General features: G+C 48.0%; 17 protein-coding genes. 11 read left to right on the top strand and 6 right to left on the bottom strand.

The annotated features are described in order from the left end of the window. The first annotated feature begins 106 nt into the window (after positions 1-106). From htpG to T496_RS0104605, 5 genes are all read left to right on the top strand, one after another. Positions 107-2,161 (top strand): molecular chaperone HtpG, encoded by a 2,055-nt coding sequence (gene htpG, locus T496_RS0104625; protein ID WP_027449707.1) that lies wholly within the window; start codon positions 107-109, stop codon positions 2,159-2,161. Between the two features lie 259 nt (positions 2,162-2,420). Continuing rightward, positions 2,421-4,292 carry a membrane protein insertase YidC gene (yidC, locus tag T496_RS0104620; protein ID WP_027449706.1) on the top strand — a complete coding sequence of 624 codons (1,872 nt, stop codon included), beginning with the start codon at positions 2,421-2,423 and terminating at the stop codon, positions 4,290-4,292. 23 nt (positions 4,293-4,315) lie between these two features. Further along, positions 4,316-5,779, top strand: a complete 1,464-nt coding sequence (locus T496_RS0104615; RefSeq protein ID WP_027449705.1) for a DUF1846 domain-containing protein — start codon at positions 4,316-4,318, stop codon at positions 5,777-5,779. Between the two features lie 38 nt (positions 5,780-5,817). Beyond that, complete coding sequence (locus T496_RS0104610) at positions 5,818-8,055, top strand: S9 family peptidase (RefSeq protein ID WP_027449704.1); 2,238 nt, start codon at positions 5,818-5,820, stop codon at positions 8,053-8,055. An 11-nt stretch (positions 8,056-8,066) separates the two neighbouring features. Further along, positions 8,067-9,689, top strand: a complete 1,623-nt coding sequence (locus T496_RS0104605) for an MFS transporter (RefSeq protein WP_027449703.1) — start codon at positions 8,067-8,069, stop codon at positions 9,687-9,689. A gap of 79 nt (positions 9,690-9,768) precedes the next feature. On the opposite strand, the gene scpA is transcribed toward T496_RS0104605, so the two are convergent. The 3 genes from scpA to T496_RS0104590 form a co-directional block, all read right to left on the bottom strand. Further along, positions 9,769-11,934, bottom strand: coding sequence for a methylmalonyl-CoA mutase (gene scpA, locus T496_RS0104600; RefSeq protein WP_027449702.1), 2,166 nt, complete (start codon positions 11,932-11,934; stop codon positions 9,769-9,771). Between the two features lie 132 nt (positions 11,935-12,066). Further along, positions 12,067-13,932: a methylmalonyl-CoA mutase small subunit gene (mutA, locus tag T496_RS0104595; RefSeq protein WP_027449701.1), complete on the bottom strand. Its 1,866-nt coding sequence runs from the start codon at positions 13,930-13,932 to the stop codon at positions 12,067-12,069. A gap of 92 nt (positions 13,933-14,024) precedes the next feature. After that, complete coding sequence (locus T496_RS0104590; protein ID WP_027449700.1) at positions 14,025-15,107, bottom strand: hypothetical protein; 1,083 nt, start codon at positions 15,105-15,107, stop codon at positions 14,025-14,027. Positions 15,108-15,229: 122 nt separating this feature from the next. Here T496_RS0104590 and T496_RS0104585 point away from each other — a divergent pair, with 122 nt between their 5' ends. The 4 genes from T496_RS0104585 (at position 15,230) to nifJ (ending at position 22,913) form a co-directional block, all read left to right on the top strand. Next, positions 15,230-17,413 carry a sodium-translocating pyrophosphatase gene (locus T496_RS0104585; RefSeq protein WP_027449699.1) on the top strand — a complete coding sequence of 728 codons (2,184 nt, stop codon included), beginning with the start codon at positions 15,230-15,232 and terminating at the stop codon, positions 17,411-17,413. Between the two features lie 34 nt (positions 17,414-17,447). Continuing rightward, positions 17,448-17,864: a hypothetical protein gene (locus T496_RS0104580; protein WP_027449698.1), complete on the top strand. Its 417-nt coding sequence runs from the start codon at positions 17,448-17,450 to the stop codon at positions 17,862-17,864. A gap of 240 nt (positions 17,865-18,104) precedes the next feature. Beyond that, positions 18,105-19,292 carry an ATP-binding protein gene (locus T496_RS0104575; RefSeq protein ID WP_027449697.1) on the top strand — a complete coding sequence of 396 codons (1,188 nt, stop codon included), beginning with the start codon at positions 18,105-18,107 and terminating at the stop codon, positions 19,290-19,292. Between the two features lie 42 nt (positions 19,293-19,334). Next, complete coding sequence (gene nifJ, locus T496_RS0104570) at positions 19,335-22,913, top strand: pyruvate:ferredoxin (flavodoxin) oxidoreductase (RefSeq protein ID WP_027449696.1); 3,579 nt, start codon at positions 19,335-19,337, stop codon at positions 22,911-22,913. A gap of 105 nt (positions 22,914-23,018) precedes the next feature. On the opposite strand, the gene T496_RS0104565 is transcribed toward nifJ, so the two are convergent. Genes T496_RS0104565 through T496_RS0104555 form a run of 3 tightly spaced genes read right to left on the bottom strand, consistent with a single transcriptional unit; the run spans position 23,019 to position 24,008 of the window. Beyond that, positions 23,019-23,255, bottom strand: coding sequence for a hypothetical protein (locus T496_RS0104565; protein WP_027449695.1), 237 nt, complete (start codon positions 23,253-23,255; stop codon positions 23,019-23,021). A gap of 29 nt (positions 23,256-23,284) precedes the next feature. Continuing rightward, a complete protein-coding gene (locus T496_RS0104560; RefSeq protein WP_027449694.1) occupies positions 23,285-23,698 on the bottom strand; it encodes a putative toxin-antitoxin system toxin component, PIN family in 414 nt (137 codons plus the stop codon). Further along, on the bottom strand, positions 23,691-24,008 hold the full coding sequence (locus T496_RS0104555) for a type II toxin-antitoxin system RelB/DinJ family antitoxin (protein ID WP_027449693.1): 318 nt from the start codon (positions 24,006-24,008) through the stop codon (positions 23,691-23,693). Before T496_RS0104555 ends, T496_RS0104560 begins: the two co-directional genes overlap by 8 nt. 627 nt (positions 24,009-24,635) lie before the next feature. On the opposite strand from T496_RS0104555, the gene T496_RS0104550 reads away from it, so the two are divergent. Both T496_RS0104550 and T496_RS0104545 read left to right on the top strand, forming a co-directional pair. Continuing rightward, the gene (locus T496_RS0104550) at positions 24,636-25,025 is read left to right on the top strand and encodes a hypothetical protein (RefSeq protein ID WP_155808657.1); all 390 of its coding nucleotides are present in this window, start codon (positions 24,636-24,638) and stop codon (positions 25,023-25,025) included. After that, positions 25,022-26,296, top strand: coding sequence for an agmatine deiminase family protein (locus T496_RS0104545; RefSeq protein WP_027449691.1), 1,275 nt, complete (start codon positions 25,022-25,024; stop codon positions 26,294-26,296). Before T496_RS0104550 ends, T496_RS0104545 begins: the two co-directional genes overlap by 4 nt. Position 26,297 lies beyond the last annotated feature (1 nt).

Raw genomic sequence — 26,297 nt, 5'->3', positions numbered from 1 at the left:
CACAAAACAAAAAGCACTTTTTCTTTCTTTTTTTATTTCAACTTTCAACTCCTGTCTTTGGCACGGTATTTGCAAAGACTTGAGCAGACGTTAAATTAATTATATCATGCAAAAAGGTAACATCGGGGTTACGACAGAGAACATTTTCCCCGTCATCAAAAAGTTTCTCTATAGCGATCAGGAAATATTCCTTCGTGAGATGGTCAGCAATGCTGTTGACGCCACACAGAAGTTGAAGACACTTGCCGAAAAGGGTGAATACAAAGAAGAACTTGGCGACCTGACAGTTCGCGTGAACCTTGACACCGAGAAAGGTACTATTACCATTAGTGATCATGGTATCGGAATGACTGAGGAGGAGATCGACAAATATATCAACCAGATTGCTTTCTCGGGCGTCACCGAATTCCTGGAGAAGTATAAAGATAATGCCAACAACATCATCGGTCACTTCGGATTGGGTTTCTACTCTTCTTTCATGGTATCAAAGAAAGTAGAAATTATCACTAAGTCTTGGAAGGAAGGTTCAAAGGCCGTGAAATGGAGCTGCGATGGCAGTCCTGCCTACGAGATTGACGATGCCGAACGTGCAGATCATGGTTCAGACATTATCCTCTACATCGACGATGACAACAAGGACTTCCTGGAGAAGAACAAGCTGGAAGGTCTGTTGAATAAATACTGCAAGTTCCTGCCCGTACCCGTGGCCTTTGGCAAAAAGACCGAATGGAAAGACGGCAAACAGGTGGAAACAGCAGAGGACAACATCATCAATAATGTAGAGCCCCTGTGGACAAAGACTCCTTCTACGCTGAAAGACGAGGACTACAAGTCTTTCTATCGCACACTCTACCCCATGCAGGACGAGCCTCTGTTCTGGATTCACCTGAATGTGGACTACCCATTCAACCTGACGGGTATTCTTTACTTCCCCAAGATCAACAATAGCCTGGAGCTGCAGAAGAACAAGATTCAGCTTTACTGCAACCAAGTATTTGTAACAGATCAGGTTGAAGGCATTGTACCTGAGTTCCTCACCCTGCTTCATGGTGTTATCGACTCGCCAGATATTCCTCTGAACGTGAGCCGTTCATACCTGCAGAGCGACCGTGAGGTAAAGAAGATTTCAACCTATATCACCAAGAAGGTTTCTGATAGACTTAAGGCTATCTTCAACGAAGACCGCAAGGCCTTTGAGGAGAAATGGGACAACCTCAAGATCTTTATCAACTACGGCATCCTTACCGAGGAGAACTTCTATGATCGTGCCAAAGACTTCTCTCTGTTCAAGGACAGCGAAGGCAAGTACTTCACCTTTGATGAATACAAGACCCTGATTGAGACTACACAGAAAGATAAGGACGGCAACCTGATTTATCTCTACGCCACCAATCTCAACGAGCAGTATTCATACATCAAGGCCGCACAAGACAAGGGCTACTCAGTGCTCTTGTTTGACGGACAGCTCGACGTTCCCTGCATCCAGACCCTGGAACAGAAATTCGAGAAGAGCCGCTTCACTCGTGTGGACGCAGACACCGTGGATCACCTGATTCAGAAAGACGACGCGCCCAAGTGCACTCTGGCAGACAACGAGCGTGACAATTTGACAGCCGTATTCCAGTCACAGATGCCAAAACTGGAGAAAGCAGAGTTCCTCGTAGAGGTCAACAGCCTTGGCGAGGAGCAGCGCCCTGTTGTGATTACTCAAAACGAATGGATGCGACGCATGAAGGAAATGAGCCGCTATCAGAGCGGTATGAGCTTCTATGGGCAGATGCCAGACTCATTCAATCTGGTACTGAACAGCGATCATCGCCTTATCAAGGAGGTGCTCAACGAAGCACAATCTGCACTCTCCGCCGACCTCAATCCTATCGAGAGCGAGCTGAAAGGACAAGAAGCGCGTATGGCTGCACTCAATCAGAAAACTGAGAAGAAGAAGCCCGAAGAGATTACTCAGGAAGAAAAAGACGACAAGACCAAGACTCAGAGCACTATCGACGATCTGAAAAAGAAGAAAGAACAGCTTATCAGCGATTATGCCCAGAAGAACACCATCGTGCACCAGCTTATCGACCTGGCTTTGCTTCAGAATGGTATGCTGAAAGGCGAGTCGCTGGATAAGTTCCTGAAACGTAGCTTTGACTTGATAAAATAACAACTATCCCTATGTAAAAGCATAGCTTTTGCACCATAAAAGTGCCACTTTAGCATCGGAAAACAGTAACTTTTCCATGACTAAAGTGGCACTTTTCTGTAAGTCAGATATATGCAGAGATGTTTTACCCCATTAATAAGCATTGCATTTAATATGTTATAAACTCCAAAAAAGTAAATGATTAGACATTAGTTATCAAAAAAAAGTTGTAAATTTGCACCTTGTTTTATAAGAAGTAATCACATTATATCAAATAAAAATGAACAAAAACACTCTTACGGGATTTGCCCTTATTGCGGTTTTATTAGTTTTGTTTAACTGGTGGTCTCAACCCACTCAAGAAGAGATAGATGCCTATCAGAGACAGCAGGATAGCATTGCGCAAATACAGGCAAATGCAGAACAACAGAAAGAAGAAGCACTTAACGCTGCAAAAACAGAAGCCGTTGTCGATAGTGCTGCCCTGTTCTACAATGCCATGAATGGCAAGAACGAAGTTGTGACACTCAGCAACGACAAGGTGGTTCTGAGCTTCAACACCAAGGGAGGCTCGCTGGCAAGTGCCAAGATCTTGAACTTCGAAGATCGTGACAACAACGCCGACGTAACGCTCTTCACCAGCGAAGGACAGCAGATGAACTTTGTCATCGATGGTAAGGAAGACAATATCAACACACAAAACCTATACTTCACGGCTCATAAGGAAGGTGACCAGAAGCTGGTGATGACTGCAGAGACCAACGACGGTGGACAATTGCAAATCAACTACGAGTTGGGACCTAACTATATGCTCCACATGTCTGTACAGGCTCAGAACATGAGCAAGCACTTCAGTTCTACACTGAAGGATATGACCATCCAATGGCAGGACTCATGCCGCCAGCAAGAAGCAGGTTTCATGTTCGAGAATCGCTACTCTACCCTAACCTACAAAGAGACAGAGGGTGATACTGACTATCTGAGCGAGACTTCAGAAGATGAAGAAACAACAGAAAAAGCACTCGATTGGATTGCATTCAAGAACCAGTTCTTCTCTGCTGTTCTCATTGCGAAAGATGATTTCCAAAAAGGCGCTCATTTGGTAAGCACCCCACAGGAGAAAGGTACTGGTTTCCTGAAGCACTATCAGGCAGAACTGACAACAAAGTTCGATCCCACGGGTAAGGAAGCTTCTGAGTTTGAGATGTATATCGGTCCTAACGATTTCCGTCTGATTCAGAGCGTCGAGGAGCAGAGCACATTCGGCAAAGACCTTGACCTCGAACAGCTTGTATATCTGGGATGGCCCCTCTTCCGCATCATCAACCGTTGGTTTACACTTTACGTATTCGACTTCCTCACCCAGTTTGGATTCAACATGGGTATCGTACTCATTCTCATTACTCTCTTGCTGAAGGCCATCACCTTCCCCATGGTAAAAAAGAGCTATCTCTCTAGCGCAAAGATGCGCGTGCTGAAACCCAAACTCGACGAAGCTACAAAGCAATACAACAAGCCAGAAGACCAGATGCAAAAGCAACAGGCCATGATGCAGCTCTACGCACAGTATGGTGTTTCTCCTCTTGGAGGTTGCCTGCCCATGCTTATTCAGATGCCTATCTGGATTGCAATGTTCAACTTTGTGCCTAATGCCATCCAGCTGCGTCGCGAGTCTTTCTTGTGGATCAACGACCTGTCAACCTACGACCCCATCGTGGAATGGGGAACCCATATTTGGGGTATTGGCGATCATCTCTCACTGACGTGTATCCTTTTCTGCGTATCTAATATCCTTTATAGCTATATGACCATGCGTCAGCAGCGCGATCAGATGGTAGGTCAGCAGGCCGAGCAGATGAAGATGATGCAATGGATGATGTACCTCATGCCACTCATGTTCTTCTTCATGTTCAACGACTACTCTGCTGGTCTGAACTTCTACTACTTCATCTCTCTGTTCTTCTCTGCAGCCATCATGTGGACACTGCGCAAGACAACAGACGATGCCAAACTGCTGGCTATCCTTGAAGCACGCTATAAGGAGAACAAGAACAATCCCAAGAAGCAAAGCGGACTGGCTGCCCGCCTGGAGGCTATGCAGAAACAGGCCGAGGAATTGCAGCGTCAACGTCAGAACGGATATAAGAAATAAACCATAAACACATTCACAAACAAATGAAGATTGGATTTGACAATGAGAAGTATCTGAAGATACAATCAGAGCATATTCGTGAGCGAATAGCACAGTTTAACGGCAAACTATATCTGGAGTTAGGTGGCAAACTGTTTGACGACCACCACGCTTCTCGCGTATTGCCAGGATTCAAGCCCGATTCAAAACTGCGCATGTTTGCTCAACTGCGCGACCAACTGGAGATTGTTATTGTGGTCAGCGCAGAAGACATCGAGAAGAACAAGGTACGTGCCGACCTCGGCATCACCTACGATGAGGATGTGCTCCGTCTTCGCGAAGAGTTTATGAATCGCGACTTCATGGTAGGCTCTGTCGTCATTACACACTACAATGGTCAGAAGGCTGCCGACCAGTTCCGTCATCGACTGGAACGAATGGGCATCAAATCGTACGTTCACTATCTTATCGATGGCTATCCCCACAACGTGGAACTCATTGCCAGCGATGAAGGTTTCGGCAAGAACGATTATGTGGAGACCTCACGCGAACTGGTCATCGTCACAGCACCAGGACCTGGTTCTGGTAAAATGGCCGTTTGTCTCTCTCAGCTTTACAACGAGAACAAGCGTGGTGTACGTGCCGGTTATGCTAAGTTCGAGACATTCCCCGTGTGGAACCTGCCTTTGAAGCACCCCGTCAACATTGCCTATGAGGCTGCCACGGCCGACCTGAACGATGTTAACATGATCGACCCATTCCATCTGGATGCCTACGACAAGATTGCTATCAACTACAATCGCGACATCGAAATCTTCCCTGTGCTGAATGCATTGTTCGAAGGTATTTATGGTGAGAACCCCTATAAGTCGCCCACCGATATGGGTGTCAACATGGTTGGCTTCTGCATCAGCGACGATGAGGTTTGCTGTCAGGCCAGCCGCGACGAAATCATTCGCCGTTACTATGATGCCACCAATAAGATGGCCGATGGTATCGACAACGAACGCGAGGTCAACAAGATTCTCATGCTGTTCAACCAGGCGAAGATCACTACCGCCTATCGCCGCGTGACGGTTGCTGCCGCAGCCAAACAGGAGCTGACCGAGCAGACCGCCGCAGCTATGGAACTGGAAGATGGAACCATCATCACTTCTAAGTCGAGCCCTCTTCTGGGATGCAGCGCAGCATTGTTGCTGAATGCCATGAAGCATCTGGCTGGTATCGGCCACGAGGTAAAACTGATTCCTCAGAGTCTCATCGAGCCTGTGCAGAAGACCAAAATTGAATATCTGGGAGGCAAAAACCCACGTCTGCATACCGACGAGGTTCTCGTAGCACTCTCCGTATTGTCACCCGACGACGAGAACTGCCGCAAGGCACTTGAGCAATTGCCACAACTACGTGGTTGTCAAGTTCACAGCACCGTGATGCTCAGCGAGGTTGACCGCAAGATATTCAAGAAACTCGGCTGTGGACTCACCTGCGACCCTGTTAGAAAGAAATAAAAAAACAGTCAACACCATACGACCAAATCTGATAGAGTATGAAGCATATACTAACAACTGCCGCAGCAGTCATGATGCTGATAGCATGTGGCACACAGAAAGACAACGACCAAGTGAACATCCAAAAGCAGACAATCCAGTTGGAAAACGACCAAATGACCCCAGAAGCACTCTGGGCCATGAGTCGAATTGGTAGCTATCAGGCTTCGCCCGATGGTAAACATATCGTATTCCAGATGGGTTACTATAGTGTAGAAGAGAACAAGAGTCATCAAGTACTTTGGATGATGAATGCCGACGGCTCAGAACAAAAGCAGCTCACCGAAGATGCAGATAATGAGACTGACGCTCAGTGGCTCGACAATGAGACTATTGCCTTCCTGAAAGGTGGCGAAGTATGGAAAATGGACCTCAAAGGTTCTGGCCGCAAGCAACTCTCTAACACTGAAGGAAAGGCAGAGGGCTTCATGTTCTCGCCCGACCAGAAAAAGGTCATCGTGCTACAAAGCATTCCTTTCAACGAGATTATCAAAGAGAAGCCTGCCGACCTGCCCAAAACCACAGGTCGCGTGGTAACCGACCTGATGTATCGTCACTGGGATCACTATGTAGAAAGCATCCTGCATCCCTTTGTATTCAACGTGGATGACAACCTCACGATTACCAACGAAGGAAAGGACATCCTCGAAGGCGAACCCTACGAGTGTCCGATGGAGCCTTTCGGCGGTATGGAGCAGTTGGCATGGAGCCCCGATTCTAAGTTCATCGCTTTCACTTGTCGCACAAAGACAGGCATCAGCTATAGCATCTCTACGGATAGCGACATCTTCCTTTACGACGTGGAGAGTGCCGACTTAGACAAGACAATTAATCTGTGTAAAGGTAGTGAGTTTGGAGTAGTGTCAGATGGCGGATATATAGGTTCTCCTGACGGAATCTGCAATCCCACAAAATCACTGAAGAATCAGTATATCAACCAGCATGCTGACGTAAAAGACAGCAACGTGGGCTATGATATCAACCCCAAATTCTCGCCCGACGGACGCTATGTAGCTTGGCTTTCAATGAAGCGCGATGGCTATGAGAGCGATCGCAACCGCCTTTGCGTATGCGATCTCAGCATCGTTGCCAAAGACCGTCATGCCAACGCCAAGACCTTCGTCACAGAGTCGTTCGATTCTAGCGTTGACGATTTCTGTTGGGCTCCTGACTCACGTACATTATATTATATAGGTGTATGGCACGCCACCGAGAATCTCTATCGCACCAACGTTCAAGGTGAGGTTACTCAGCTGAGTAAAGACTGGGCCGACTTTGGTTCGCTGCAGATGCTGAACGACAAGCAGATTCTGGCCGAGCGTCACTCTTATCTGGAGCCTGCCGACCTCTATACAGTAACTCCTGGTGATAGTATCAGCGACACAAAGATTACTCAGATTACCGAGGTCAACAAGGAAATTCTTGACCAACTGGGCAAGCCATCTGTAGAACAGTATTGGGTGAAGACCACCGATGGCAAAGAGATGCTCACATGGGTTATCCTGCCTCCTCATTTCGATAAGAACAAGAAGTACCCCACCCTGCTCTTCTGCGAAGGCGGTCCTCAGAGTCCCGTTTCTCAGTTCTGGAGCTATCGTTGGAACTTCTTTATCATGGCCTCTCAGGGCTACGTAGTTGTTGCACCAAACCGTCGTGGTCTTCCCGGCTTCGGACAGGAATGGCTTGAGGAGATTAGTGGCGACTGGACTGGTCAGTGTATGAACGACTATCTGTCTGCTATCGACTTTGCCTGCGACAGTCTGTCGTATGTTGATCGCGACCGTCTTGGCGCTGTAGGTGCTTCGTTTGGTGGTTTCTCTGTTTACTACCTGGCTGGTCATCACGACAAGCGCTTCAAGTGTTTCATTGCCCACGATGGAGCTTTCAACCTCGAGGCTATGTACACCGAAACCGAGGAAAACTGGTTCTCTAACTGGGAGTATGACGATGCTTACTGGAACAAAGACCAGTCGCCTCGCGCTAAGAAAACCTACGAGAACTCTCCCCATCGTTTCGTAGATAAGTGGGATACACCTATTCTTGTCATCCATGGTGAGAAAGACTATCGCATCAATGCCACACAGGGTATGAGTGCCTTCAATGCAGCTCGCATGCGCGGTATCGAAGCCGAACTGCTCATCTTCCCTGACGAGAACCACTGGGTACTGAAACCTCAGAACGGCATTCTGTGGCAGCGCACCTACTTCGAGTGGCTGGATAAATGGTTGAAAAAATAAATTATAAACATATGACACAAACAATTCAAAAGACTCTACGCGACAGTGCTGCCATGCGCTGGACCGCTTTGCTTCTCTTGGCACTGGCTATGTTCTGTGCCTACATTTTCATGGATATCCTCTCTCCCATCAAGGACCTGATGCAAGAGACCCGTGGGTGGGACTCTACCGCCTTCGGTACGATGCAAGGCTCTGAGGTGTTCCTCAACGTGTTTGCCTTCTTCCTCATCTTTGCCGGTATCATTCTCGACAAGATGGGTGTTCGTTTCACCATGCTTCTCTCTACTGTTGTCATGCTCGTTGGTGCCATCGTCAAGTGGTACGCCGTAAGCGAAGCATTCGCTGGGAGTGCTTTGGAGACTTGGTTTAACAACAACCTGAACTACATTCCTCTCTTCGACGAACTGGGTGTCAGCCCCTTCTATGAAGGTATGCCCGCCTCGGCTAAGTTTGCCGCCTGCGGCTTCATGATTTTCGGTTGCGGTTGCGAGATGGCCGGCATCACTGTCAGTCGTGGTATCGTGAAGTGGTTTAAAGGCCGCGAGATGGCACTGGCTATGGGTTCAGAGATGGCTTTGGCTCGTCTGGGTGTAGCCACCTGTATGATCTTCTCGCCCTTCTTTGCCCGTTTGGGTGGCGAAGTGAGTGTCAGCCGTTCGGTAGCTTTCGGTGTTGTACTGATGTGTATTGCCGTCATCATGACGATTGTTTATTTCGTGATGGACCAGAAGCTCGATGCACAGACCGGTGAAGCTGAAGAAAAAGATGACCCCTTCAAGATCAGTGACCTGGGCAAGATTCTGACCGATAGCGGTTTCTGGATTGTAGCCCTGCTTTGCGTACTTTACTATTCAGCTATCTTCCCCTTCCAGAAATATGCCGTCAACATGTTGCAGTGCAACCTGACCCTCACTCAGCCAGAGGCCGGTTCTTTCTGGGCTAGTGAGTCAGTTACTATCTGGCAGTATGTCATCATGTTGGTGGTTGCAGCCGCTGGTTTTGCCAGCAACTTCCAGAAAGACAAGACCCGCCGCTACTGTCTGCTGTGTCTTTCTATCGTATCACTCGTCATTTACTGCTACATGGGCTTCATGCGCCAAACCGCAGAGAGCATCTTCGCTGTGTTCCCCCTGCTGGCCGTGCTCATCACGCCCATCCTGGGTAGCTATCTCGATCACAAAGGAAAAGCTGTCAGCATGCTCGTACTGGGCTCACTGCTGCTGATTGGTTGTCACCTCACCTTCGCCTTTGTTCTGCCTCTCTTCAAAGGCAGTGCCGTTGGTGGTGTGATTATCGCCTACGCCACCATTCTGGTGCTGGGTGCTTCTTTCTCACTGGTTCCCGCCTCACTGTGGCCCTCAGTGCCCAAGTTGGTTGATGCCAAGGTCATCGGTTCTGCCTATGCGCTGATTTTCTGGATTCAGAACATCGGTTTGTGGCTATTCCCCATGCTCATCGGTAAGGTACTCGACGCTACCAACCCCGAGGGAGTCAGTGCTACAGAGCTCGACTATACTGCTCCGCTCATCATGTTGGCTTCTTTAGGTGTTGCAGCCCTCTTGCTGGGTATTCTTCTGAAGGCTGTTGACAAGAAGAAGAATCTGGGTCTTGAGGAGCCAAACATCAAAGAGTAACTTCACTATCATACAATATAAAAGGAGGAGCCATCCAACACAGGATGACTCCTCCTTTTATAATGTTATAAAGTTACTTCTATTCTTTATCCAGCAAAATCTTCATCATCTCGACAGCGGCTTTAGCCACAGAAGTACCTGGACCGAAGATAGCTGCCACACCAGCCTTATAGAGGAAGTCGTAGTCCTGAGCGGGTATCACACCACCGGCAATCACCATGATGTCCTCACGACCCAGCTTCTTCAGTTCCTCTATGAGCTGAGGTATCAGCGTCTTATGGCCGGCAGCCAATGAAGAGGCGCCTACCACATGAACATCGTTCTCTACCGCCTCACGGGCAGCCTCAGCAGGTGTCTGGAACAATGGCCCCATATCCACATCGAAACCACAATCGGCATAACCTGTTGCCACTACCTTTGCACCACGGTCGTGACCATCCTGTCCCATCTTGGCAATGAAGATACGAGGACGGCGACCCTCCTTCTCTGCGAACTCATCTGTCAGCTTGCAAGCCAACTCGAAGTCGCTATCATTCTTTGATTCTGAACTATACACGCCTGAAATTGTTCTAATTATTGCTTTATAACGACCTACGATTTCCTCGCAGGCATCTGAAATCTCGCCCAATGTGCATCGCAACTGGGCAGCCTTGACAGCCAAGTCGAGCAAGTTATTCTCGCTTTTTCGTCCCTCATTAAAGTCGCGCACACACTCCGTGATAGCCTTGAGTGCAGCCTGACAAGCAGCCTCATCACGCTTACTGCGCACCTCTTTCAGGTTCTCCTCCTGCTGCTTGCGTACAGCGGTATTATCAACCTCGAGGATATCGATAGGATCTTCATGTTCCAAACGATACTTGTTGGTGCCAACGATGGTCTGCACACCACTATCGATACGAGCTTGAGTACGGGCTGCAGCCTCCTCGATACGCATCTTAGGAAGGCCCGTTTCAATGGCCTTTGCCATACCACCCAACTTCTCAATCTCCTGAATGTGCTCCCAAGCCTTGTGAACCAACTCATTGGTCAGCGTCTCCACATAGTAAGAACCAGCCCATGGGTCTATTTGCTTGCAGACCTTCGTCTCGTTCTGTATATAGATTTGCGTGTTACGAGCAATACGAGCAGAGAAATCTGTAGGCAGAGCGATAGCCTCGTCGAGAGCGTTGGTATGCAGAGACTGCGTATGACCCAGCACAGCAGCCATAGCCTCAATACAAGTACGACCTACGTTATTGAAGGGATCCTGCTCAGTAAGACTCCAACCAGAAGTTTGCGAGTGAGTTCGAAGTGCCAACGACTTGGGATTCTTGGCGCCAAAGCTCTTCACAATCTTAGCCCACAGCAGACGACCAGCACGCATCTTGGCAATCTCCATGAAGTGGTTCATACCGATAGCCCAGAAGAAGCTGAGTCGGGGGGCAAAAGCGTCCACGTCGATACCAGCATTCACGCCAGTGCGCAGGTAGTCCATACCGTCAGCCAAGGTGTAGGCCAACTCGATATCGGCAGTAGCGCCAGCCTCCTGCATGTGATAGCCTGAGATAGAGATACTATTGAATTTAGGCATCTTCTGCGAAGTATATTCGAAGATATCAGCAATAATCTTCATTGAGAATGCAGGTGGATAGATATAGGTGTTGCGCACCATGAACTCCTTCAAGATATCGTTCTGGATTGTTCCTGCCATCTCTTCGAGTTGAGCGCCTTGTTCCAATCCAGCTACAATGTAGAATGCCAGGATGGGCAGCACGGCGCCATTCATGGTCATCGACACCGACATCTTATTCAAAGGAATACCAGAGAACAGCACCTTCATATTCTCTTCGTTGCAGATACTTACACCAGCCTTACCCACATCGCCCACGACGCGAGCATTATCGGGATCGTAACCACGGTGTGTAGGCAGGTCGAAGGCTACAGAAAGACCCTTCTGACCAGAAGCCAGGTTACGACGATAGAAGGCATTCGACTCCTCAGCAGTTGAGAATCCGGCATACTGACGGATGGTCCAAGGTTTGAAGGGGTACATCATCGAATACGGGCCACGCAGATACGGTGGGATACCAGCTGTAAAGTCGAGGTGCTCCATACCCTCCAAGTCTTCCTTCGTATAAACCGGGCGCACCTCAATATGCTCAGGCGTCTTCCAGTTGGCCTCTATATGATTATCTTTAATCCACTTGGCACCATCTTGAGCCTTGATGCCTGCATAGATATCAATATTTCTAAAATCTTTTCTCATAATTTCTATGTGCCCCCTAAGTTAGGGGGATGGGGGTCTGAACGACCACCTTTTAATTGATTATTACTATTCTGAGATCAAGATTGGAAGTCTGTCCGTTTGTCAGACCCCCAACCCCCTAACTTAGGGGGCTCAGATACCTAACTTAGCATTATACTCCTTAAGTGTCTCGAGCACGTTACACTTCACATGAACGAAGTTTTCGATGCCAGCGGCCTTCAGGTCCTCCATGCAAGCAGGAGCACCAGCCACCACAAACATAGCACGACCATTCAGATACTTGAAGGCAGGAATAGCATACTCGGCATACTCATCGTCGCTCGAGCAGATAACCACGATGTCAGCCTTAGCCTTCAGCGCAGCATCAACACCCTCTTCTACCGTCTTGAAGCCCAGATTGTCAATTACCTTATAGCCAGCACATGCTAGGAAGTTGCAAGAGAACTGAGCACGTGCCTGACGCATAGCCAGATTACCGATAGTCAACATAAAGGCAGTTGGCACCTTGGTTTCCTCAGTATGGATACGCAGGTCCTCGAAGTCAGCAGCTAAACGAGTGGATTCTATCGTCTTGAAAGCAATAGTATCTTCACCATGATGGTGCACGCCACCACAACCGCAATGATGTTCGTAGGCCTTCTTACCCTCGCTCTTCTCGGTGAAGTTCGGGAACTGATTGGTACCCAGCAAGAACTCCTTGCGTTTAGCAGCATCGCCATGGCGCTTCACATTGGTAGCATTGATGTCATCCTGGATAGTTCCAGCCTTGATGGCAGCCAGGAAGCCGCCCTCCTCTTCCACCTTCAGGAATATTTTCCAAGCCTCCTGAGCCAATGCATCAGTGAGATGTTCTATATAATAAGATCCAGCTGATGGGTCAACGATACGATCGAAGTGGCTTTCCTCTTTGATGAGCAACTGCTGGTTGCGAGCAATACGCTCTGAGAAATCGGTAGCCTCCTCGTAAGGTGCGTCAAACGGTGTTACCACCATCGAATGCACACTACCCAGTGCAGCACTCATTGCCTCTGTCTGCGAACGCAACAGGTTCACATAACTATCAAACAAGGTCTGATTATATGTAGAAGTGGTAGCATTGATAATCATCTTGCAGGCGCAATCGCACTTTGGCTCATACTGCTTCACAATTTGAGCCCACAGCAGACGGGCGGCACGAAACTTGGCAATCTCCATGAAGTAGTTTTCGCTGACACCCATATTAAACTTGATGCTCTTGGCTGCCGTATCCACATCCACACCAGCATCGGTGAGCTGCTGCAGATACTCGTTACCCCAGGCCAGTGCATAGCCCAACTCCTGAACGATGTAAGCACCGGCATTGTTGAGCGTGTCGCTATGAACCACTACGCCTCGGAAATTCGGATATTCCTTGAGCGACTCGGCCAACTTGGGGCCAAAAGCCAATACAGGTGATACATCCTTGCCTTTAAGCAACATCTTCTTCATGGGGTCCCATTCTATAGAACCCACAATTTTATCCTTATCGTAGCCCTTCTTCTGCCAATAGGTTTTTAGGATCTCGGCCAACTCAAGGGAATGACGCTGACAAGTCGAGAAGTTCACCTCTATGACATCGCAATAGATACCATCGAGCAAAGTCTTGACGGTTTCCATCGACACAAGACGGCCAGGAATATGGAATCCCAACGAATCCACGCCTTTGTTCAACACATCGAGAGCTTTAGCATTTGCGGCCTTTGGGTCGCTAGCCTCGATGTTCTGACGTACATACCACTCGTTAGAGTCCTTCTTGTTTCCACGAACAAATGGGAATTCACCAGGTAGAGAGTCTACGGCCTTGAGGTCTTTCAGGTCCTCTCGACGATAGAACGGCTGAACGCTAAAGCCTTCATTCGTTCTCCATACGAGTCGCTTCTGGAAGTCGGCACCTTTCAGGTCCACTTCAATCTTATCCAACCACTCTTGTGTGGTTGGAGCCGTAAACTCGGTAAAGAGTTTTTCTTTGACGTTAGACATAGTTTTATTTTAATGTTTGTAGTATTATATAAGTTTCTAGGTGGCAAAGATAATTAAAATATTACATTCCGCAAAAAATAACGATAATTATTTCACAATAACCTCAACTTCAATCCTGTTCCCTGATTTCTCATCACGCGAACCCACTCATCATCGTGATTGGGGTTGCAGAACTCGCTGAGATAGAGAGCCACATGCCCCATGGTGCACCTAAGATTGACCTCTACACAAGGATGCAGTTTCAATCCCGCCTCACCATCATTGACAATCATCATGTCGATGCCCAATGGTCCTTCGTAGTCGGTTCCCAGCAGCTGCTCCAGGGCCATGATAGCCTTGTCTTTGACTTCGTGCAAGTGTTTTTCTGTCACATATCGACAGATCATCTGCTCTTTAGTCTTCTCAGTGGCCAGAATGTTGCCGGTATAGGCACCATTGGCAGTATCGAACAGCGAAAGACCACAGTAGGTCACCTTACCCGCGATGCATTCAAATTCCATGGCGAAATCCTTCACCTTATTATAATATGGTTCTGCCATCACGCTACCCTGGTTCTTCAGCACATTGTTCAACCACCCTTCTTGGTTGGCATTCCACGCTGCGTCCTTGAAGAACCTAACGCCTCGCCCGCTGCTGCTCCAAGGCGCCTTGATGACTATAGAGCCATGAGCCTGTTGCCAGCTACGCAGAGCATCGCTGTCGTGAAACTCGTGAGCCTCGCCCAGCGTACTGCCAGTTTGCATCAAAGGCAGCATCCTGGCTGTGAGTCGTCGATGCGACAATTGTCTCACCTTCTCTATATCATCCATAGAAGGAAGCACGGTCTCCGGGATTCCGTTTTTGGCCAGCATACTCCTGACAGTCAGATCCCATCCCCAGGGTTCTACCCTGCTCACATTTGTCAGCGAAGCCAACTCACGCTTCGTCACGAACTGAGGCTTTGACAGATGTTCGCATTGCATACCCATGCGTTTCACATAAGTATTAAACACCTGAAAATTCTTCTCAGCCTCTCGCACATCATCTACCAAGACGACGTCGTCTGCTTCGGCCCAGAGAGCAGGCAGATACCCCAACTCATAGCGCAGTTGTCTGCCTGCATGAGGCGAAGTAAAATTTTCAAGATTGGCGGCAAGGGCGATATCGTGTTCGGGATTAAATATATGTAGTGTCATATCCTGTTATTTTTTGCCGACAAAGATACTAAAAAAAACACGAACACTCTTGCTTTATTCAGAAATATTCTCTACTTTTGCAATACCTAAACATATTTATTACCTCTAAATTAATCTATGTTATGAACATTCCTTATGCTTTTTGGTTAGTGCCTGCTGCATCTGTCGCAGCGCTTGGTATGGCTTATTTCTTCTTCAGGTCGATGATGAAAGCCGACGAGGGTACAGCACGTATGAAAGAGATTGCCGCCTACGTACGCGACGGAGCTATGGCTTATCTGAAACAACAGTATAAAGTTGTTACAATTGTCTTCGTCATCCTGGCTCTCATCTTCTCAGTGATGGCCTATGGCTTTGGCGTGCAGAATCCATGGGTACCGTTTGCTTTCCTGACTGGTGGTTTCTTTAGTGGACTGGCAGGCTTCTTCGGTATGAAAACAGCGACCTATGCCTCGGCCCGCACAGCCAATGCCGCACGCAAGAGCCTGGACGGCGGCCTGAAGATTGCTTTCCGCTCTGGCGCCGTGATGGGTCTGACAGTAGTAGGACTGGGATTGCTCGACATTGCCATCTGGTTTCTCATATTGAATGCCTTCGACCCTGAAGGACTTATCTCTATCACCACCACCATGCTGACCTTCGGTATGGGTGCTTCTACGCAGGCGCTCTTTGCTCGTGTGGGTGGTGGTATCTATACAAAGGCTGCCGATGTGGGTGCCGACATTGTGGGAAAGGTGGAAGCCGACATCCCCGAGGACGACCCGCGCAATCCTGCCACCATTGCCGATAACGTAGGCGACAACGTAGGCGATGTGGCTGGCATGGGAGCCGACCTCTACGAGTCGTATTGTGGTTCTATCCTTTCTACTGCAGCTCTCGGTGCTGTGGCTTTTGCCGCTTCTGGCGATATGCAACTGAAAGCCGTCATTGCCCCCATGCTGATAGCCTCTGTTGGCGTGTTCCTCAGCATCCTGGGCATCTATCTGGTGCGCACTAAGGAAGGCGCCACCATGAAAAACCTGCTTCACTCCCTATCGCTTGGCACCAATGTTTCCGCCCTGCTCATTGCCATCGCTACCTTTGGTATTCTATACCTGCTGCAGATTGACAATTGGATCGGACTTTCATTCTCTGTCATCACCGGACTTTGTGCTGGCGTCATCATCGGACAAGCCACGGAATATTACACCTCCCACTCTTATAAACCTACACAGAAGATATCTGAGGCAGGTCTGACTGGCTCGGCCACCGTCATCATCAAGGGCATAGGCACAGGCATGATGTCCACCTGCATCCCAGTGGTCACCATCGGTGTTGCTATCATGCTGAGCTATCTTTGTGCCAATGGTTTCGTCATCGACATGAATGCCGCAGCCCTGTCTCAGGGACTCTACGGCATCGGCATCGCTGCAGTAGGCATGCTTTCCACGCTGGGTATCACGCTGGCCACAGATGCTTATGGTCCAATTGCCGACAATGCCGGTGGTAACGCCGAGATGAGTCAGTTGGGCGAAGACGTACGTCATCGTACGGATGCACTCGATGCGCTGGGCAACACCACAGCAGCCACAGGCAAGGGATTTGCCATTGGTTCGGCTGCGCTTACGGCGCTGGCACTCCTGGCGTCATATATAGAAGAGGTGAAGATTGCCATGCATCGCTCGGGAGACGTCATCGTGAATCTGGCTGGCGACGAGATTGACGCTATCAACGCCACCATCCCCGACTTCATGAACTTCTTCCAGGTGAACCTCATGAACCCGCGCGTACTCGTGGGAGCCTTCATCGGCGCTATGGCTGCCTTCCTGTTCTGCGGACTCACGATGGAGGCTGTGGGACGTGCTGCCCAGAAGATGGTGGAGGAAGTGCGTCGCCAGTTCCGCGAGATTAAGGGCATCCTGGAAGGTACAGGCACACCTGACTATGGCTCTTGCGTGGAGATTTCCACCCGTGCTGCTCAGCACGAGATGATCGTTCCTTCGCTCTTGGCCATCGCCATTCCTATCGTGGTAGGCATCGTGCTTGGCATCGCTGGTGTGATGGGCTTGCTCGTGGGCGGACTCTCCTGTGGCTTCACCCTCGCCATCTTCATGGCTAATGCGGGTGGTGCCTGGGACAATGCCAAGAAGATGGTGGAGGAAGGCAACTTCGGAGGAAAGGGTTCGTTTGCTCACAAGGCCACCATCGTAGGCGACACCGTTGGCGATCCGTTCAAAGACACCTCTGGTCCTTCGCTGAACATCCTCATCAAGCTTATGTCGATGGTCAGCATCGTAATGGCCGGACTTACAGTCGTATTCTCTTAACTTTTATTTATTCATAAAAACAACAAAACAAGTAATGAAAAAGATTTTAAGCATTTTCACGTTCCTGCTTTGTGCAGCAGTACCCACAACCACGTTCACAAGCTGTGACGAGGATGACATCAAGACCATCATCGACATCGTCGATAAGATTTTCTTCCAGAACTCCAACGAGCTGGCTGGTACAGCCTGGCAGTCGCCTGACAAGTCTTTCGCTCTGGTCTTCGAAGCTGATGGTTCTGGCGCACTCTACATTTACAGCACAGAAGAAACTACCGAGTTCACTTATGCTATCACAACAAGCGGAAACGCCAATGTGCTTACCCTGACCTATGGAGACAGCTCTCAGGAGCAATTCACCGTTAGCGGATACGAGGAAGGAAAATCACTTTCGCTCACCGATGCTAAAGGCAGCACCGTTACCTATTCTTATATAGACTTGAGCGAGAACTAAAATCTCGAAAAATGCTCCGCTTTGGCGGTGTCAAACCAGTACTTTGGCGGTACTAAACAGGTACTTTAGCGGTACCAAACAACAGGTTTCCCGTAACTATTCCTTAGGGGGGATAGCAGCGAGAGACCTGTTTTTTAACTGCAAAAATTGTTTAACGAGGTATTTTTTTGTAATCTCTGCTTTGCAAATTAAATAATTCTTTGTAACTTTGCCCGCGTTTTGAAACTATAACTGTTTGGAATGGAAGCTTTCTTTAGAACACATAAGTACTTGGTTGAGCATGTCAATGCCCCAGTTCGTCGTACGTTGATGGACGAGATTGACTGGAACGATCGCATGATTGGCATTAAGGGTACACGTGGTATTGGCAAAACTACATTCCTGCTCCAATATGCCAAGGAGCACTTTGATGTGCAAGACCGCCAATGTCTGTACATCAACATGAACAACTTCTACTTTCAAGGACGAGGCATTGCCGACTTTGCTGGCGACTTTTACTATCATGGTGGTCGTGTGCTGCTGATTGACCAGGTCTTCAAACAGGACAACTGGTCGCAGGAGCTGCGCAAGTGCTATGACCTGTATCCTGGTCTTAAGATTGTGTTCACGGGCAGTAGCGTGATGCGCCTGAAGGACGAGAATCCTGAACTGAACGGCATCGTGAAGTCATACAACCTGCGCGGTTTCTCGTTTCGCGAGTTCATCAATCTACTGACAGGCAATAATTTCCGTCCATATACGCTCGAAGAGATACTCAGCGACCACGAGCGTATCATCAAACAGATACTACCAAAAGTTTCACCCAACCGCTATTTCAACGACTATATCCACCACGGTTTCTATCCATTCTTCCAGGAACAGCGCAATTACTCTGAGAACCTGCTGAAGACCATGAACATGATGACCGAGGTAGATATTCTGCTCATCAAGCAGATAGAGCTGAAATACCTGACAAAGATTAAAAAACTGTTCTACCAGCTGGCCGAAGAAGGACCAAAGGCGCCCAATGTGTCGAAGCTGGCGCAAGACATAGAAACCAGCCGTGCCACCGTGATGAACTACATCAAGTATCTCACCGATGCACGTCTGCTCAACATGATTTACCCCATCGGAGAGGACTTCCCCAAAAAGCCCTCCAAGGTGATGCTTCACAATTCCAACTTGCTCTATGCCATCTACCCCATTCACGTAGAGAAACAAGATGCCATGGAGACCTTCTTTGTGAACTCGCTCTGGAAGGACCACAAGGTGAATCAAAGCACACGCGACAACTTCTATCTCATCGACGAGAAGCTGAAGTTTAAAGTCTGCAACGCCGAGACATCCAGCAAGATGAGGTACACCCCCGACACAATATACGCTAGATACAATACTGAAATAGGAAAGGATAATCAAATCCCGCTATGGTTGCTGGGATTCCTCTACTAGACAGCAAAAAAACATATCATTTTTATATTCTATTCTAAACAAATGGCTAAAGAAAAGAAGTTTATCACCTGTGATGGTAACGAGGCTGCAGCTCACGTGAGCTACATGTTCTCGGAGGTAGCTGCTATCTACCCCATCACCCCGTCTTCGCCTATGGCGGAGCATGTTGACGAGTGGGCTGCCCGTGGTCGTAAGAACCTGTGGGGCCAGAACGTCTCAGTTCAGGAAATGCAGTCAGAGGCTGGTGCTGCCGGTGCCGTTCACGGTTCGCTGCAGGCTGGTGCTCTCACCACTACATTCACCGCTTCTCAGGGCTTGCTCCTGATGATTCCTAACATGTATAAGATTGCCGGTGAGCTGATTCCTTGCGTATTCGACGTTTCTGCCCGTACGCTGGCTTCACACTCTCTGTGTATCTTTGGCGACCACCAGGACGTAATGGCTTGCCGTCAGACCGGTTTTGCTATGTTCTGCTCAGGTTCAGTTCAGGAGGTTATGGACCTTACCGCTGTTCCTCACCTGGCTACCCTCGAGACTATGGTTCCATTCGTAAACTTCTTCGATGGTTTCCGTACCTCTCACGAGTATCACAAGATTGAGATGATGGACATGGAGGATATCCGTCCTCTGGTTAAGGAAGAGTACATCAAGCGTTTCCGCGATCGTGCTATGAGTCCTGAGCGTCCTATCACTCGTGGTACTGCCGAGAACCCCGAGACCTTCTTCACACACCGTGAGGCTTGTAACCCATACTACGATTCAGTTCCCGAAGTAGTAGAGAAGTACCTGGGCGAGATCTCTAAGATCACCGGCCGTGAGTACCACCTGTTCTCATACTACGGAGCCGAGGATGCCGACCGCATGATCATCCTCATGGGTTCTGCTACCGATGCAGCTCGCGAGGCTATCGACTACCTGAACGCAAATGGTCAGAAGGTTGGTATGATCTCTGTTCACCTGTATCGTCCATTCTCAGTTAAGCACCTGCTGGCTGCTGTTCCTAAGACCGTCAAGAAGATTGCTGTTCTCGACCGTACCAAGGAGCCCGGTGCTAACGGCGAGCCTCTGTACCTCGACGTTAAGGATGCTTTCTACGATGTAGAGAACCGTCCTGTTATCGTTGGCGGTCGCTACGGTCTTGGTAGCCGCGACACCACACCTGCTCAGATCATCAGCGTGTTCAACAACCTCGCTATGCCCGAGCCAAAGAACCACTTCACCGTTGGTATCGTTGACGATGTTACCTTCACTTCTCTGCCCGAGGTTGAAGAGATTGCACTCGGTGGAAAGGGCATGTTCCAGGCTAAGTTCTACGGTCTGGGTGCCGATGGTACCGTAGGTGCTAACAAGAACTCAGTTAAGATTATTGGTGACAACACCGACAAGTACTGCCAGGCTTACTTCTCTTACGACTCTAAGAAGTCGGGAGGTTTCACCTGCTCTCACCTGCGTTTCGGTGATACACCTATCCGCTCTACCTATCTGGTAACTACACCTAACTTCGTGGCTTGCCACGTACAGGCTTACCTGCACATGTACGACGTTACACGTGGTTTGCAGAAGAACGGTCAGTTCCTGCTGAACACCATCTTCGACGCCGACGAGCTCGAGAAGTTCATGCCTAACAAGGTAAAGCGCTACTTCGCACAGAACAACATTACTGTATATACCATCAACGCTACTAAGATTGCACAGGAGATTGGTTTGGGCAACCGTACCAACACTATCCTGCAGAGTGCATTCTTCCGCATCACCGGCGTTATCCCCGTTGAGCTCGCTGTTGAGAAGATGAAGGCTGCTGCCTTGAAGTCTTACGGCGCTAAGGGTCAGGACGTTGTTGATAAGAACTATGCCGCTATCGATCGTGGTGGTGAGTATGTTCAGCTCACAGTTAAGCCTGAGTGGGCTAACCTGCCTGATGATGAGGTTAAGGCCGACGACGCTCCCGCATTCGTTAAGGAGCTGGTTCGTCCTATCAACGCTCAGGCTGGTGACCTGCTGAAGGTTTCTGACTTCGTTAAGCATGGCACCGTCGACGGTTCTTGGGAGGTTGGTACTGCCGCTTACGAGAAACGTGGTGTTGAGGCCTTCGTTCCTGTTTGGAACAAGGACAACTGTATCCAGTGTAACCAGTGTGCTTACATCTGTCCTCACGCTGCTATCCGTCCATTCGTTCTCGACGACGAGGAACTGAAGGGCTTCGCAGCTGCTGATGACACTATCGAGATGAAGGCACCTGCTGCCATGAAGGGCATGCACTTCCGCATCGAGACCTCTGTACTCGACTGTCTGGGTTGCGGTAACTGTGCTGATATCTGCCCAGGCAATCCTAAGACTGGTAAGGCTCTTACTATGGCTCCATTCAATCCCGATGCTGCCGATATGGTTCAGGAGGCTAAGAACTGGGAGTACCTGGTTAAGAACGTTAAGTCTAAGCAGAACCTCGTTGATATCAAGAGCAATGTTAAGAACTCACAGTTCGCTCAGCCTCTGTTCGAGTTCTCAGGCGCATGCTCTGGTTGCGGTGAGACTCCATACGTTAAGCTGATCTCTCAGCTGTTCGGTGATCGTCAGATGATTGCCAACGCTACTGGTTGTTCTTCTATCTACTCTGCTTCTATTCCTTCTACACCTTACACTAAGAACGAGAAGGGTCAGGGTCCTGTATTCAACAACTCTCTGTTCGAGGACTTCTGCGAGTTCGGTCTGGGTATGGCTCTTGGTAACAAGAAGATGAAGGAGCGCGTAGCTAAGCTGCTGGCTGAAGCTTGCGAGAAGTGCGACGTAACTCCTGAGTACAAGGCTCTGGCCGAGGAGTGGATTGCCAACAAGGATGATGCCGACAAGACCAAGGAGATTGCTCCAAAGTTGCGCGCAGAGATTGCTGCTTGCGCCGCTAAGGGTTGCGAGATTTGCAAGGAGCTCCAGACTCTGGATCACTACCTGGTTAAGCGCTCACAGTGGATCATCGGTGGTGACGGTGCTTCTTACGACATCGGTTACGGTGGTCTCGACCACGTGATTGCTTCTGGCGAGGATGTAAACATCCTGGTACTCGATACCGAGGTTTACTCTAACACCGGTGGTCAGGCTTCTAAGGCTACTCCTCTTGGTGCTATCGCTCAGTTCGCTGCTCAGGGTAAGCGCATCCGCAAGAAGGATCTGGGTATGATTGCCACAACCTACGGTTATGTATATGTAGCTCAGATTGCTATGGGCGCCGACCACGCACAGACCCTCAAGGCCATCCGCGAGGCTGAGGCATGGCACGGACCTTCTATCATCATCGCCTACGCTCCATGTATCAACCACGGTCTGAAGGCCAAGGGCGGTATGGGTAAGAGCCAGGCCGAGGAGAAGAAGGCTGTTGAGTGCGGTTACTGGCACCTGTGGCGTTTCAACCCAGCTCTGGCTGAGGAAGGCAAGAACCCATTCTCTCTCGACTCTAAGGAGCCCAACTGGGAGAACTTCCACGACTTCCTGCTTGGCGAGGTTCGCTACCTGTCAGTTAAGAAGGCTTATCCTAACGAGGCCGAAGAGCTCTTCGCCGAGGCTCAGAAGATGGCCCAGCTCCGCTACAAGACTTACATCCGCAAGTCTCAGGAAGATTGGACTGAGTAAGAGCAATGATAAGCTCGCTTAATCATTGCCGAGCGAAGATTCAATCTCGACGAAGTCAAAATTGGGAAGACTAAGAAAAAGTGTAGTCAGGAGTTCTGCTCCTGACTACCTTCCATACAAAGAGCGGCGCACCCACATCGGATGCGCCGCTCTTCTTTTATTTGTTTCATCACTTTTCAATGTGATTGTATTGTCGCCTAATTCGAATGTTCCAGTTTCACCAAAATCAGGAAAATCAGAAGAATATGTTTTATCACGATGTAAATCAATTATTTTATTCCACATAACATCCATTTCCATCACTTCCTGCTGTTTGTCATCGAAAAAAATATAGCTATCCATGCACCTCCACGTTCCAATAATCTGTTTAATTACAACACACCTTCTCGTTGCAGTATTTCCATCATCTCCGCAGGTGTAACAACAATGGGCATATTGGGGAAATGTTTGATATTGCCTGTTACAAGATAAGCGTCTGCCTTCGACAAGGCCACTTCGTAGAAAACCACATCCTTTGGGTCTGGAAAGAACTCTTCACTCAACACACGTTCACCACGTACCCCATTTGTGACGATTTTGTCTAATGCCCATTTAATCAAATGTTCAGGGATACCAAACTTCTTACGATGTAACACCTCAGAATACTCATCGAGAATCTCGTCATTATAAATAGGCGTTAGCTTACATTGCAGAACAGCTTCCCAAACCTTGGAAGTTGCCGCTTCCAGATTCTTTGTGATATATGCCGAAACAATCACATTTGTATCAATAACAGCTTTAATCATTGCGCCCTCTTTTGCGTGCAGCCATCTCTTTACGTGCCAAACGTATTTCCTCGTTGATTTCATCCAGCGTAAGCTCTGGTCTTTCGCTGGCAGCAACCATATTTCTGAATTCACGAAATTCTCTCAAAGCCTGATCTTCCTCTTCTAATGGATTAGCACTTATCTTGAAAGGAATGCTGCGCGTCCTAACAACAGCATTTGCAAAGATATTAATAGCAGCATTAACACTCATGCCCATGCGAGAGCAGAGTGCATCAAAATTTTGTTTCAATTGTGAGTCCATTCTCACCGTCATAGATACCTGTGCCATAATCTTTAATATTTTATCGCTGCAAATATAAGCATTTTATTTCATTCCGCAATCATTTTGACATAAATTTCAATCTATTCGCATCATTTTTTTTGGTTGATATTGCACACAAAAGGAACAATATAGCACAACGGCCTGCAGAGAAAAGTCAATCGTCCCTTTTATGTACTTCTCGCCAGAGCGATACGCCCTCGCCGTTTACAAAGAACTACTGTGGGCGTTGGAAAGCCTGCTAGAGAGAAGTAAAACTGCAAAAAGGGTCGGTTCTTGGCAAGCCAAGCGAGCAAGCTCGAGCGCCGTTGTGCACTCTAAATAGTTTTCCTATCGATTATCTAGTATCTCCTGCCCTGAGAAAACAACAACATAAAAATATTTTTGTCTATTCTCGACAATTATTTGAATATATTTTATATATTTGCACCTGCATTCCTCATAGAGTGCAAAAGACATATTGCTCAATAACCTCTCAATCGCCACACGAGAAGAAAGAGTAAACATACATTATTTGGGCTGCCCCTCTAAGGGCGCAGATTTCCCATATATGTATGTGACTTGTGGCGAGCCGAGAGGTGTGTGGCGAATGTCTGCGCCTCTTGTATTAATAACAGTTTAAACAATGGTAGGTTTATGAAGAAATCATTCTTATTATATTCATTGCTGCTCTTGTTCACTTGTGGTTGCTCGAACAATCCAAATAAGAATGAAGGGAAAAACGACGGCCTGATTGAAGAGGTGGAGGCCATTCTTGAAAAGAGTCCTAAGGACATTCAGCCCGAAGGAACTTTTGTCTTCCAAGGGAAAGGTCTTTACAAGTCGTTGACTTTTAAAGGAAAGAAAACTGTTGTCATTCGTGATGCGGTTTTTGGAATGGATTTCCCTTCTGAATACGTTAAGGATGAAGAGTTCCTGCGTGTAAAGACCGATAAATCAGACTTGCTGTTTGAGATAATCTCAGAAGACAGTATAAAGGGTGAGGGTTTTGCAGAAGGATTGTATATTAAAAAGGAAATGCAATGAGTACGGAATTTATCATCGGAACAATTATTGGATTGATTGGCATCATTCCTGTCATTATACAAATTTACAAATGGGTCAAGAAGCCCAAGCTTAGCGAGTTGATGAAAAAGCTGGTTGATAACAGCTTGTCGACAAAGACTCACAGGAAAGTCCTTAAGAGGATGAACCTGATTCTTCTGCGTTCTGGAAAGCGCATTTCTTCGGAATATATCAACAGTTTCGTATTGGAGAAAAGAGGCAAGGAGGCGGTCTTTACGGATTTGTGCCTGCAACATGACTGGGAACCAACCAAGGAACTATGTGAGATGTTTATGAATAGCGATTATCCGACTATCAGAAAGAAATATTGGGATATGAAAAAGGAGTATCAGAAGAAAGACGAAGCAGCTCCAAAGATTGCTAAGAAAGTTGAAGCCGTTCTGGCACAGCCAAAGGGCAAAGAAGTTGTTTATTTGTCGGAACTGCTTGAAGAGCGTTATCCAGAGTCCTTCAAACGGTTGACTTCTATTCTCAAAAAGCATCGTGTGGACTATCGTTTGCTGAAAGGCACGAAGGATATTTGGTGCAGGGACTACATGCCAATCCAAACTGAATCGGGCAAGCTCGTACAGTTCCGCTATGAACCATCTTATTTGAAAGGCAATAAGGAATGGGAAGAATCCCGCTCTGACGTTAGAGGGGTTTGTCGACTGAATGGATTTGAGCCTGTATTCTCGAATATAAACCTTGACGGAGGAAATGTTTTGCTATGCTCTGGTCGGGCAATCGTTTCAGACAGAATCTTTAAGGAGAATCCCGAATATACGGACAAAGAGAAACTGGTCACGGAATTATCTGAATTGCTTGAAGCCGAAGTAATCATCATTCCTGCCCAAAACGGTGACATGACGGGACACGCAGACGGTATGGTTCGCTTCGTAGACCATGACACACTATTGGGAAACAATCGCGCTGATGAATACAAATATTGGACGAATGGCATAGAAAAAGTCTTGAAGGATTATAACCTCAAATATATTGATGTGCCGTTCTTCTATAGTTATAAGGATTCGAAGCATCCATACCATGCTATCGGGGTTTACGTAAATTATCTTGAAGTAGGCAATCTGATTGTTCTTCCTGTCTTTGAGGTTGAGAGAAATAAGGATGAAGAGGCAATCGCAGCCTTTAAGAAGATATTCCCTGATAAGATAATAGAGACAATCAACTTTAACGATGTCGCACTTGAAGGTGGAGTGCTGAATTGTACGACATGGGTTTATAGAATTTAAA

The sequence above is a fragment of the Xylanibacter brevis P6B11 genome (assembly GCF_000621825.1).
Taxonomy (GTDB): Bacteria; Bacteroidota; Bacteroidia; order Bacteroidales; family Bacteroidaceae; genus Prevotella; species Prevotella brevis.
The sequence above is the reverse complement of the archived record's forward strand: the minus strand, read 5'-3'. Positions and strand labels throughout refer to the sequence as shown.